The following is a 12,527-nucleotide window of genomic DNA, read 5'->3' on the forward strand; positions in this document are numbered from 1 at the left end:
TCTTAAAATGTATGTCGCCAAAATGGCGTAGGGGCGAGGCAGGAGGTTCCAAGAATCCATGCTTACCGCAAAACTAAGCTGTAGTCAGATCAGGTTCGGGATAACCTTGGATTCCTGTCTGGCTTGGAGACGCAAAAACCGGTTTATTTTATTAAAAGAGAAAACAAATAGAAGCTGTTATCCCAAAACCTTGGTAACGCCCGGGATTGCTATATCGGGACCCTTGTATTCCAAATCCCAGTTGTAATCATCCGGGCCCAATGCCTTGGTCGACTTCATGGCCTCGTCCCAAGTGACGGTTTGGCCACTATAGGCCGCCATTCGGCTCATCACCCCGAACAGGGTGCTGCGAGCCGCTCTGTCCCCGTCATTGATTCCTTTTCCGTTGCGGATGGAATCGAACAGGGCATCGTGTTCGGCTTGGTACATATCGTTCTCTTCCCCGCGGTAGCGCCAAGGGTTTTCGCCGGTGATTTCGTGCCGACTACCCTCAAAAAGGGCATTGCCCTCGGTACCCATAATTTCTACTGCGTTTTTGGAGGAGCCCCCGTTCTGTTGTCGGGTAAAGGCGTACCCTCTGACCCCATTGTCGTAATCGTACTCCAGTGCAAAATGGTCGTATATATTGCCATATTTTTCATCTGTACGCCACTGCCTTCCTCCGGTTCCTGTGGCTGATACGGGCATTTTCTCGCCCATGGCCCAGGCCATCATATCGAGGCTGTGGACAAACATTTCCACAAGAAAATCGCCCGAGAGCCAGTTGTAGTAGTACCAATTGCGCATATGATATTCCATATCGTTCCAATCGGGCTGTCTTTCCTTGTACCAGAGTTCTCCCCCGTTACGCGTGGTAGAAATGGCCTTGATGTCGCCGATGGCCCCATCAAGTACTTTCCCGTAAAGGGCCTGTTTGGGCATATCGTACCGAAAACAGTAGCCCGAAACCATTGACAGGTTCTTCTCCTTGGCCTTTTTAGCGGCTTCGATTACCTTCCGAACACCGGGCGCATCGACCGCTACCGGTTTTTCATAGAAGACATGTTTCCCCGCATCCACTGCGGCAGAAAGATGCTGTGGGCGGAATCCTGGGGGGCAGGCCAGTACGACCACGTCGACCCCGGAGTCGATTACCTTTTGGTAGGCATCGAAACCGAGAAACTGACGGTCTTTGTCCACTTGCACCTTACCCGCATGTGTTTTTTTAAGGATATCGAGCGAGCTGTTGAGCCGGTCTTCGAAAATATCCCCCATGGCGTAGAGCACGGTATCGGAATCAGCCGAAATGGCCTGCGAAGCGGCCCCGGTACCCCGACCGCCACAACCTATCAAGCCTACCTTTAACTGTTCCTTGCTTCCTGAGAATAGGGGGTTTGCAAAGCCCATATTGAGAGTGGCAGCGCTAAAAATGGTGGCCGCCCCGGTTGTTTTTATAAAGGTTCTACGGTTGGTGCTGTTTTGTTCTTTACCCGTTTTCATAATATGTTAATTTGCGTAACCAGGATTTTGCGTGATTACATCGTTAATATCCATTTCCCTTTGGGGGATGGGCCAACAATAATCCCTGTTAGGATCGAACTTGGCGATCTGCCCGTAGTCCATGATTTCCCACTCCCCGGTGGCCTCATCAATATAGTACATTCCTTCAAGTAGGCCAGCTTTGATCTCGCCGATCTGCCATCGGTTGATGTCGAACAATCTAAGACCTTCGAAAGCGAATTCCCTAGCCCGTTCGTCCCTGACGGCCTGCCTTAAGTCCGCCTGGCCCAGTCCAGGGGATATGGGCGGCATTTCAACGGTGGGCCTTTCCCTCACCGCGTTGATAGCGTCGAAAACGGACTGATCGATCTCGTTCAATTCTATTTTGGACTCTGCATACATCAGAAGTACATCGGCATAGCGCATGATAATCATGTTGATGTCGCCAAGATCGGGATTATCTGAGAACGCATCATAATCTACCCATTTTTTCAGGTTATGGCCATAGAGCGTGGAAAATTCCGTACTGGCGACCCTGTCGGGCGTAGGGCTCGTGGGCCACGAATTGTAGATGCTGTTTCCAATGGGTTGCCCGGTGTAATAGGCGATATAGTCCCATCTCGGGTCTTTGTTCTCGTAAGGGTCATCGGGATTCTCCGGACCCTTGTATTCGTATATGTCGAACAGGCCTTTCATGGGTTCGACCCCGGAACCTCCGCCTATAGTAGCGGCGGAATAACCGAAATTGTTATAAGTATCGCCTCCGGCCGCGTACTGCCTGTCGAAGATGACCTCTTGGGAATTTTGCCCCTCGACCTGAAACAGTTTTTGATAGTCGGGATAAAGTCCATAGATACCCAGGTCCATTACGGCCTTCGCCGCGTCTCGGGCCACTTCGAACTGACCGTTCCGGATGGCCGCCCTGGCCTTGAGGGTCAAAGCAGCACCATGGGTGGCTCTACCTGTATTGTCCGGACCATAAGTCAAGGGAAGCGCCTCGGCATTGATGATATCGTTCAATTCGGCGATGACAAAGCTGACGATCTCTTCCTTGGAATTGGCGGGACGCTGTTCGTTGACTTCTAAGGGCTCTAAAATTAGTGGGGCGTTGCACCACAGGCTTGCGAGCTGTGTATAGTAGTAGGCCCGGAGGAATCGGGCCTCTGCTTTTAAACGTGCCATTACCTCCTGATCCCCTTCGCTTATCTGGTCAATATTGGCCAGCACATCGTTCGCTTTGGTAATCCCTCTATAGTACCGCACCCAAATGGCTGTTATGGTACCGTTGGAAGCATCAATTTCCCCCAATCGTACATCGTTGAAGGTAGGAACGTTCGAGGCGGAATGAAATCCGAGGTCCGTTACACCATCCAGGGCAATTACCGACTGGGTGCCGTCCAGTTCATTATAAATGGCGTTAACCGCCAATCGGGCGTCCCTCTCGGTCGACCAGTAGGCATTTTGTGAGACTTCGCCGGTCGGTTGTATATCCAGGCCTTCGTCCAGACCATCGCTACAGCCCATTATCAGAATGCCGGCGACCAATAATATATATCTTATGTTGTTATATGTTTTCATAGTCATCTAATTTTAAAATACAATGTTCATGCCAACACTCATGGTCTTGGTGTGCGGGAAAAACTGGCTTCGTCCCCTTGGGGTTTCTGGATCGAAAAGCTCCTGGGGGGTAATGGTCAACATATTCTCCCCGGAAACGTAGATTCGAAATTTGGAAAAGATGTCTTGAGGTAGGGTGTATCCCAACTGGAAATTTTTCAAACGGGCATACTTGTTATCGATCAACCAAAAGTCGGATTTAACGATATTCCACGTATTGCCGGAGGTTACCAATGGCCAAGAGCCGTTGGGATTCCTTTCGGGATGGTAAGCGTTTTCAACCATTTCTTTATGGATGAAGTTCGAAAAGGCGGGCCCTTCGGGAATCGCGCCATCAAGCAGGTGTTTTTGCTTCAGTACGCCCTGCCAGAACATCGAGAAGTCGAAACCTTTGTACGAGGCCTCGAACCGCAGTCCGAACTCATATCGGGGGTCTTCGTTGCCGATAATGATCTGGTCGCCGCCCGGGGCGATGGATTGTGAGATCTGGCCATCGCCATTGACATCCTCGTAAATGATGTCACCGATACCCACACTCGGGTGGAGCGTAACCGGATATTGATCTAAATCTCCTTGGGTGCGATACAGGCCGGGAGAGGTCAGACCGCGCAGGGAGTTCATCGATTCCCCTTCCGTCCACACTGTGAAATTATCGGGGATGAAAGGCCCGGCTCCCTGGAGGTCCTCAATTTTATTAATAACGTCGGAGAAATTGACTCCTACGGAGTAGTTGAATCCGTCGTTGTCTTTAAAGGCCCCGCGATAGTTTAGACTGATCTCATACCCATTATTCGAGACCTTGGCCGCATTCTGAACCGGGGGATCTACCCCGACAATGGTGGAAATGGGCAGTTCGAGTAAGATATCCTCCGTATTTTTCCAGAAATATTCGGCGACCAGGGCCAAGCGGCCGTCGATAAAATTGGCATCGAGCCCCACGTTGGTCATAGTAGAGGTTTCCCAGGTGATATCCGGGTTGCCCGCCTCCGTAATAGCCGAACCCGATACGATATTGCCTCCGAATTGGTAGCCTTCATTTAAATCGTACATGTTCCTAAACCTGTTGAGGCCAATATCCTGATTTCCAAGTTGTCCCCAAGAAGCCCTTAATTTGATGTTGCTTATTGCGGTATTGTCCACCACGCTTTCCATAAAGGCTTCGTTGGTCAGGTTCCATCCTGCAGAAACAGAGGGAAACAGTCCCCATCGGTTCCCATCACCAAAGCGCGAAGATCCATCATATCTCAGATTGCCTTGAAGCAGATAGCGATTGTCGTATGAATAGTCGAGCCTGCCGAAGAAGGATCGCAGTCGCCATTCCTGATTGTATCCCTCTATATCCTGGTTATCGACGCCCCCGGCGTTTAAATCCCTTAGGTCGTTATTAAAGAAATTCTGCCGGCTTGCCTCCACGAACTTGAGCGTGTTGTGAATTTCCTCATATCCGGCCAAGGCTTCCACTTCGTGAGCCCCAAACTGCTGGGAATAGTTCAGGTACAATCTTTGGCTGAATTCTCTTTCCCGCTGGGTGGTTTCGAACAATTCGTTGGTGGCGAACCATCCTGCCACGGTCTGCGGCTCCCCCGTTACATAGTTTTTCATTCCGGCCAAGCTGTTCATAAACCGGGAAGTACCGATATTGTCAAATTTATAGGTTACGTTTCCTTCGAGTGAGAGGGCATCATTAATAGTGTAATCGAAACCTCCTTGGGCCACGACATCATCCGTTTTTCGTTTCGTTTCCCCTTCTTGGCCCATGGCCCGGGGGTTCCAATATCCCGCGACCAGGTCGTAGGTGCCGTCGGGGTATTCCATGACCACGTTCCTGTTGATGTGCAATAGGCCTTGGATCAGCCGTTGACCGGCAACTCCGGAGGCATTAATGGCGTGCCCGGGACCGCTGAAGTTCTCGTTCCGGTACATGAGGCCCGCTTTAAAGGTCAGCTTTTCGCTGGCGAACAGGTCCGCATTGATACGCATCGTAGTCCTTTTATTATTGAAGTTCTTAAGGATACCATCGGTGTCGCTGTAGTTGACCGATGCGAAGATTTTACCTAGGTCCCCTCCACTGGAGATACTAAAGGTATGTTGTTGCATCAGGGCACTTTTATTGAAAATGCCCTCTTCCCAATTCGCCCAGGGAAACTCGAAGGGCTTGGTTCCCGCGACGGCGTTCCTGATGTATTCTTCGGAAAAAGTAGGCGAGCCCCCGGCATTGACCTGTGCTTCGTTTTCCAGGCGCAACCAAGATTCGGTATCCGCTTTTTCGGGGAAAAAGCTGGGATTTTGGACCCCGGCAAAGGTGTTATAGGATAAGATGGTGCCCGAGGAGGTGCCTCGTTTTGTAGTCACTAGAATTACCCCGTTGGCCGCTCGCGAACCGTAAATCGCGGCAGAGGACGCATCTTTCAATACCGAAATGGATTCGATGTTCTGGGGTTCGACCGAACTAAGCGATTGCTCGATACCATCGACGAGTACCAACGGGTCGGAATTGTTCAGGGTTCCGACGCCCCTGATCCGGATTCCCGCGTCCTCGACCCCGGGAGCCCCGCCTTTATTGATAATGGTGAGCCCAGGAGATTGGCCTTGCAAAGCCGTCGTCGTACTGGTTACGGGACGTTGCGCAAGGGCATCACCATCGACCGAGCTGATTGCTCCGGTGACCTTCTCCCGGCTTTGGGTTCCGTATCCGACGACCACCACTTCATCGAGCCCCGCGGCATCTTCGTCCATAGTTATCGAGACGGTGGATTGACCATCAACATTGACTTCTTTGGTGGCAAATCCGATATAGGAAACAACCAACACGGCATTATCTCCGACCTCGAGCGAAAAATTTCCATCGAAATCGGTCTGGGTGCCGTTGGTAGTCCCTTTTTCAACGATATTGGCGCCGGCCAGGGGAACGCCTTGTGCATCGGAAACGGTTCCGGAGACCTGCTGTTGTACATTGGTCCTTGCCGTATCAGGACGGGCCTGAACCTGAAATAAGGGAGACATCAGCGTGAAAATGGTCAATATCGCGGTCAGGGCGATTTTTGAAATACGCCATGGTGGCGCTCCTTTGAGATAGTGTTCTTTCATAACTCGAGAGAGATTAAATGATTAGGTGATTTTGAATGGGGTGGTGAATTTAAGGTTGTATAGTTAAGGTTAAAAAGTTGTCGTAAGGCAAGGTCACCATTTTGCCGTTCGGACGAAAATGAAAGTTAAAAGTAATATAAAATTTAAACTATACAAAGGGCTATTCTATCTTCTTTATATCCCGCTATAAAATCTCTTTGGTCGAACCAGGCTCTACCTACCGTGCAGCAGATCAGGGCGAGCCGCTAGTTCGACTAGGTTCATTTGGTCGGCTATTTCATTTTTTCCTTATAGATATCGATATATTTCTGGTCAAGCTCGGGCGAATCCTTATACTTTATCCGGAGCTTGGTCAGTTCCGCTTTTAGCTTCTCGACCACGTCGGCATAGGCCGGGTTGTTGTAAACGTTATTCATTTCGTTGGGATCCTTCTTGCGGTCGTAGAGCTCCCATTCGTCCACATCGTAATAAAAATGCGCCAATTTGTAGTCCTTGGTCACGATACCGTAATGTCGTTTGACCATGTGCACGCTCGGATATTCATAATAATGGTAATAGACCGCATCGCGATCCCATTCCTTATTGTTCCCTTCGAGCAAGGGCATCAAGCTTTCGCCCTGCATGTCGTCAGGGGCGGATATGCCCGCAGCTTCGAGAAAGGTCTGTGCGAAATCGAGGTTTTGCACCATCTCGTCTTCAGTGGTGCCCGGAGTGATGACGTTCGGCCATCGGACCAGTAAGGGTGTTTTGAACGATTCGTCGTAAATAAAGCGTTTATCGAACCACCCATGCTCGCCCAGATAAAAACCTTGGTCGGAGGTGTAGACGACGATGGTGTTTTCAGCCAGCCCGCTCTCGTCAAGATAGTCCAGCACCCGCCCGACATTATCGTCCACCGAGGATATGGTGCCCAGGTAATCTTGCATATACCTCTGATATTTCCAAATCATTTTTTCACGATCGGTCATCGACGGCCAGTTTTCTTTGAAGTCGGCGTTAATGGCTTCGAGAACGGGCCTGTATTCGGCCTGTTGTTCTGCGGTAGCCCGACCAAAGGGCCCCCAGAACCCCATATCGAATTCCGGTACTTCGGGTTCGACACCTCCCATTTCGGCGATGGTTTGCGGAAACACCTTGCTGTCATGGCTGTATTTCATGTGCTTCAACAGGTTCATTTCGGCGGTCTTGGCGGCGGTGCCCCGGTTCTCGTAATCGTCAAAGAGAGTCTCGGGCAGTGGAAATTCCTTTTGGTAAAACTCCTTAAATTTATCCGCACGCGGCCACCAAGGTCGGTGGGGGGCTTTGTGCAGGTACATCATCATAAATGGCTTTTCGGCGTTGCGGCCGGACTTCAGCCAATCTAACGTCATGTCGGTAATAATGTCGGTCACGTAACCCTGTTTGGTCACCCGACCGCCTTCTTTGGTGATGAACTCCGGGTTGATATAGTTCCCCTGCCCGGGCAAGATCATAAACTCGTCGACCCCTTTCGGACTGTTTCCAAAGTGAAGCTTGCCGAACATGGCCGTCTGGTAGCCCGCTTTTTGAAACAGTTGCGGAAAAGTAACCTGGGTGGTGTCGAATGCCATGTGGTTGTCGATTTTCCCGTTGATATGGTTGTGTTTCCCGGTTAGGATGACCGCCCGTGACGGGGCGCAAATTGAATTTGTGACACTGGCGTTGGTAAAGCGGATGCCCTCCTTGGCCAAGCGATCGATATTGGGGGTTTTTAACAATCGATCGTCGTAGGCACTTATGGCCTGATAGGCGTGGTCATCGGACATAATAAAAAGGATGTTGGGCCGTTCTTTGCCGTTTTGCTGACCCTCTTGGGCCATCCCTGTAATGCCGCCCAGCACAAGGCAGATCAGCAGGATGATTAAGTTTTCGGTCTTCATAGTGTCGATAAAGATTTAATTAGGAATTTATTTAAGGCCGCGATCGGTTTTCAGGATCCCATGCCGATTTTTCAACGGCCAAGATAATTGAAATTTTGTAGACTGAAGGTTAATGTATTCACCGTGTGCAGTGCATCGGGCATTAATTGTACTGCACCTTTCGGATGATTCGCTGGGCCTCCTTTAACGAGCGATATCCTGCCTCGTCGTATTCTTTCAACAAGGGACGGGCCACATCCATTTGCTCCTTGGCCTCTTCAAATCCGTTCAGATAACATATGAGGTAAGTATCGGGCAGTTGCTTCAGATCTTTTCTCTCCGAATCGGTCAAGACGACGCTTTTTGAGAGTTTTTGAAGTAGGGCGTTGTTGGCGTTGTAAACGTGGTGCAGGTTTTTTGTGTCGTATCTGGGCGGTTCAAAAAGCAACCTGGTCTGAATTTGGTAGGTACCGTTGTTTTCGAACGTGATGACGACTTCCTCCAGGGGATAATGGCTCTGTTGCCTGCCTAATCCCAACTGCACGTATTCCTTGGTGGTAAAGGAATTCTCGTCGTAAGTGATGGTTACCTCGTCTAAAGTGGAATAAAACAGCTTCACCTGTTCGTTGATCAGCTCGATATCTACCCGAGAATAATAGGTTTTGTTGTTTATCTTTTTTTGGTTGCCGGCCCAGCAGACCACGAATTGCTCTTTGAATACCTTGTAGTCGCTCTCCAAATCGGGGTGGCGGTGGTTGAGAAAGTCGATGACCCCGTCAAGGGTCAGCTCGATATTGTTCTTGGCATGTTGTTCGATGGTGGCAACGGCCTCGGCATTGATGTCCTTAAGCTCGATATCGAAGGCCTTGGGCATGCTCATACTGCCGTCGCGGAAAAAGACCATGCCGCCGTAATATTTCCAAATGTTCCTGCGCAATGCACAGACCTTTCCGGTCGAGGTGATCGTGACCAGCCCCACCACCTTGCCTTCGGGCAGATTGGGAAAGGGAATGTTTTCATAGCTGATCAGCGGCGGGTTGTCGAGGTACGCGTTGACCAGGTTTTGGATCTTACTGTCATCGAAGAAGTCCACCCCGACAATCTTATTGTCCTCATCTTTGACCCCGATTACAATGAACGATCGGTTCTTGGGGTTGCTGTTGGCCAGGGCACAGACGTGTTTTAAAAATTTGGCCTTCCCCTCCCGGCTTCCGATATCGACAAAACGTTTTTTGTCATAGAAGCTGTTCTCGTCGTTATGGGCGAGCAAGTTTTTGACAAGAAGGCGTTTGTTGATCATGGTTCAGTCCTTATTCCATACCATCGCCGAAGCTTGGGCCGTCGGGGTAACCACCAGATCGGCTATGTTGACGTGCGGGGGACGGGTAACCACAAAAAACAGGGTCTCGGCGACATCTTCCGCCAACAGGGGTTTGAATCCGTCGTAGACCTCGTCGGCACGGTCGTCGTCGCCCTTAAAGCGAACATTGCTGAACTCAGTCTCTACCGCCCCTGGGTTTACGGCGCCCACTTTGATGCCGTAAGGGTTGAGGTCCATTCGCATGCCGATGGTCAGGGCATCGACGGCGTGTTTGGTGGCGCAGTACACGTTGCCCTTCGGATAAACTTCCTTACTGGCCGTAGAACCGATGTTGATAATATGGCCGGATTTTCGCTTGACCATTCGCGGGGAGACCGCTTTCGATACGTATAGGAGTCCCTTTACGTTAATATCGACCATGGCATCCCAATCATCGGGATTGCCTTCATCGATGGGGTCGAGGCCGTGGGCGTTACCGGCATTGTTGATGAGGATGTCAATATCCGCGAATTCATCCGGAAGCGAAGCTACGGCGTCGAAGACGGCATCTTTATCGCGGACGTCGAAATTAAGGGTATGTACTTTGGTCTGCTTCCCCAATTCGGATTTCAGACCGTTTAGCCGATCTTGGCGTCTTCCACAAAGAATGAGTTGAATACCCTCAACGGCAAAGAGTATCGCCGTGGCTTTTCCGATGCCACTGGTTGCGCCGGTGATCAAGGCTATTTTGTTTGTCAATGATTTTTTGTTTTCTGGTGCGTTCATATTTAGTTCTTTGCGTTATTTTGATTGCTGTTTATCCGTCATTGCCCACTCGTTAAATAGGACTTAAGCCGGAATGAATTAAGAAGTGAAATTGTTGAGAGTTTTAAAAATCGACCGGTTTTTGAGATTTAATAGTCTTTGCCCCTAGGTCACCGCCCTATGTCAAGGTTTAGGTCCGTTCAAAGTTAATCAGATAATTTGAGGGCTTCCTGTTTTAATGAGATCTGTTTGTGTGCCACAGTTCGAAAGAAACTGTAAATCCCTTAAACTCTTGCTAAAACTCAGGGTCCCGCCGCTTTTTTAACCTATCATTAACAGCGGGGCAAGCAATAAATTTTCAATTTGCATGCTTGTTATACCAACCCGCTTATCCAATATAAATTTATAAAAATACTATGGAAGAGAATACGGCTGTCGACATCAGTGCGGTAAACGAAAAAATAGAGCGTGAAAGCGCTTTTATCGATCTATTGACTACCGAAATGAACAAGGTGATCGTCGGGCAAAGACACATGATCGAGCGACTATTGATCGGTCTTTTGGGACAGGGCCATATTTTGCTCGAAGGGGTGCCCGGACTGGCAAAGACCTTGGCCATAAATACTTTGGCAAGGGCCGTAAAGGGTAGCTTCAGTCGTATTCAGTTTACTCCCGATCTATTGCCCGCCGATGTGGTCGGGACGTTGATCTACAATATGAAGCTCAACGATTTCTCCATCAAAAAAGGTCCGATTTTCGCCAACTTCGTGCTTGCCGATGAAATTAACCGCGCCCCGGCCAAGGTGCAGTCCGCGCTTCTGGAGGCCATGCAAGAAAAACAGGTGACCATCGGCGACGAAACCTTTATTTTGGACAAGCCCTTTTTAGTGATGGCCACACAGAATCCCGTTGAGCAGGAAGGGACCTATCCGTTGCCCGAGGCGCAGGTCGACCGTTTTATGCTCAAGACCGTTATCGACTATCCGAAAATGAACCAAGAGCAATTGATCATGCGTCAAAATCTTTTAGGGGCATACGATACGGTAAATCCGGTGGTCACGTTGAACCAGATCTTGAGCGCCCAGAAAGCGGTGCGCGAGGTGTATATGGACGAGAAAATTGAAAAATACATTCTCGATCTGGTTTTCGCCACTCGATATCCGGAGAAATACAACCTCGAAAGCTTGGAGCATTTCATCAGTTTTGGAGCGTCCCCGAGGGGAAGCATCAACTTGGGCAATGCCGCCAAATGCTACGCGTTCATCAAACGCCGGGGCTATGTGGTGCCAGAGGATGTACGGGCCGTGGTGCACGATGTGCTAAGACATAGAATCGGTATCACCTATGAGGCCGAGGCCGAGAACATCACTTCCGAAGAGATCATCAACAAGATCGTCAACGAAATCGAAGTACCGTGAAAGTAGAGGGCAGTTCCGGTGGCTGTAGGCAGGAGTGTTAGAAATACAACGGTGACTGCCACTGTCGACCGCAACTGCCACTACCGATCGAAACAGCCACTGCCTACTGAAAAAATGGATACTAAAGAACTACTTAAAAAAGTACGCAAGATCGAGATCAAGACGCGGCGTCTCTCCGATCATGTTTTCGGGGGGGAATACCATTCCACCTTCAAGGGCCGGGGAATGGCATTCAGCGAAGTGCGGCAATACCAGTTCGGCGATGATGTTCGCAGTATCGATTGGAACGTTACCGCCCGGTACAACGAACCGTACGTGAAGGTTTTCGAAGAGGAGCGCGAGCTCACGATGATGCTTATGGTCGATGTGAGCGGTTCGGAGCTTTTCGGCACAGCGAACCAATTTAAAAAGGACATCATTACCGAAATATCGGCCACTCTGGCCTTTTCGGCCTTGCAGAACAACGATAAGGCGGGCTTGATTCTGTTTTCGGATCAAGTGGAGCTGTACATCCCCCCGAAGAAAGGCAAGAGCCATGTGTTGCGTATCATAAGGGAGTTATTGGAATTCAAGCCCGAAAGCAACCGTACCGATATCACGGAGGCCTTGCGGTTCTTGAGCAGTGTCATGAAGAAAAGGGCCATTGTCTTCGTTTTGTCCGATTTTATAGCCGACGACTACGAAAAGACGTTAAAGATTGCAGGCAACAAACACGACCTGACGGGAATACGTATCTACGACGAACGCGAAGAGAATATTCCCAATTTAGGAATGGTACAGTTTTTGGATGCCGAGACCGGAGAGGTGCAATTGGTGAACACCCAGTCAAGGAGCGTCAGGAATGCCTATGGTGACTACAATCGTCAGCGGGTCGATTATTTTAGGGAAACCTTTACGAAATCCGGCTGCGGGACCCTGAGCTGTCGTGTCGATGAGAGCTATGTAAAAAAGTTGTTGGGCTATTTTAAACGAAGGGGATGATCG

Annotated in this window: 8 protein-coding genes; 2 read left to right on the top strand and 6 right to left on the bottom strand. The window is 49.8% G+C overall.

Annotated elements, in window-relative coordinates:
* Nucleotides 1-177: 177 nt before the first annotated feature.
* From RQM65_RS10175 to RQM65_RS10200, 6 genes are all read right to left on the bottom strand, one after another.
* Nucleotides 178-1,479, bottom strand: a complete 1,302-nt coding sequence (locus RQM65_RS10175; RefSeq protein ID WP_314014705.1) for a Gfo/Idh/MocA family protein — start codon at nucleotides 1,477-1,479, stop codon at nucleotides 178-180.
* Nucleotides 1,480-1,485: 6 nt separating this feature from the next.
* Nucleotides 1,486-3,057, bottom strand: coding sequence for a RagB/SusD family nutrient uptake outer membrane protein (locus tag RQM65_RS10180; protein WP_314014706.1), 1,572 nt, complete (start codon nucleotides 3,055-3,057; stop codon nucleotides 1,486-1,488).
* A gap of 12 nt (nucleotides 3,058-3,069) precedes the next feature.
* Nucleotides 3,070-6,183: a SusC/RagA family TonB-linked outer membrane protein gene (locus RQM65_RS10185; RefSeq protein ID WP_314014707.1), complete on the bottom strand. Its 3,114-nt coding sequence runs from the start codon at nucleotides 6,181-6,183 to the stop codon at nucleotides 3,070-3,072.
* A 272-nt stretch (nucleotides 6,184-6,455) separates the two neighbouring features.
* Nucleotides 6,456-8,081, bottom strand: coding sequence for a sulfatase family protein (locus RQM65_RS10190; protein WP_314014708.1), 1,626 nt, complete (start codon nucleotides 8,079-8,081; stop codon nucleotides 6,456-6,458).
* 142 nt (nucleotides 8,082-8,223) lie between these two features.
* Entirely contained in the window at nucleotides 8,224-9,360 is a 1,137-nt protein-coding gene (locus tag RQM65_RS10195; RefSeq protein ID WP_314014709.1) for an ATP-binding protein, read from the bottom strand.
* A 3-nt stretch (nucleotides 9,361-9,363) separates the two neighbouring features.
* The gene (locus RQM65_RS10200; protein ID WP_314014710.1) at nucleotides 9,364-10,146 is read right to left on the bottom strand and encodes an SDR family NAD(P)-dependent oxidoreductase; all 783 of its coding nucleotides are present in this window, start codon (nucleotides 10,144-10,146) and stop codon (nucleotides 9,364-9,366) included.
* Nucleotides 10,147-10,541: 395 nt separating this feature from the next.
* On the opposite strand from RQM65_RS10200, the gene RQM65_RS10205 reads away from it, so the two are divergent.
* Together RQM65_RS10205 and RQM65_RS10210 are read left to right on the top strand one after the other, a co-directional pair.
* The gene (locus tag RQM65_RS10205; RefSeq protein WP_314014711.1) at nucleotides 10,542-11,543 is read left to right on the top strand and encodes an AAA family ATPase; all 1,002 of its coding nucleotides are present in this window, start codon (nucleotides 10,542-10,544) and stop codon (nucleotides 11,541-11,543) included.
* A 114-nt stretch (nucleotides 11,544-11,657) separates the two neighbouring features.
* Nucleotides 11,658-12,524, top strand: coding sequence for a DUF58 domain-containing protein (locus RQM65_RS10210; RefSeq protein ID WP_314014712.1), 867 nt, complete (start codon nucleotides 11,658-11,660; stop codon nucleotides 12,522-12,524).
* The last annotated feature ends 3 nt before the right edge of the window (nucleotides 12,525-12,527 follow it).

Source organism: Pricia mediterranea, from assembly GCF_032248455.1.
Classification (GTDB): Bacteria; Bacteroidota; Bacteroidia; order Flavobacteriales; family Flavobacteriaceae; genus Pricia; species Pricia mediterranea.

Bases quoted from the DNA above. Each gene is read 5' to 3' on its own strand.
- RQM65_RS10175 (WP_314014705.1), bottom strand. From the start codon at position 1,479: ATGAAAACGGGTAAAGAACAAAACAGCACCAACCGTAGAACCTTTATA.
- RQM65_RS10180 (WP_314014706.1), bottom strand. From the start codon at position 3,057: ATGAAAACATATAACAACATAAGATATATATTATTGGTCGCCGGCATT.
- RQM65_RS10185 (WP_314014707.1), bottom strand. From the start codon at position 6,183: ATGAAAGAACACTATCTCAAAGGAGCGCCACCATGGCGTATTTCAAAA.
- RQM65_RS10190 (WP_314014708.1), bottom strand. From the start codon at position 8,081: ATGAAGACCGAAAACTTAATCATCCTGCTGATCTGCCTTGTGCTGGGC.
- RQM65_RS10195 (WP_314014709.1), bottom strand. From the start codon at position 9,360: ATGATCAACAAACGCCTTCTTGTCAAAAACTTGCTCGCCCATAACGAC.
- RQM65_RS10200 (WP_314014710.1), bottom strand. From the start codon at position 10,146: ATGAACGCACCAGAAAACAAAAAATCATTGACAAACAAAATAGCCTTG.
- RQM65_RS10205 (WP_314014711.1), top strand. From the start codon at position 10,542: ATGGAAGAGAATACGGCTGTCGACATCAGTGCGGTAAACGAAAAAATA.
- RQM65_RS10210 (WP_314014712.1), top strand. From the start codon at position 11,658: ATGGATACTAAAGAACTACTTAAAAAAGTACGCAAGATCGAGATCAAG.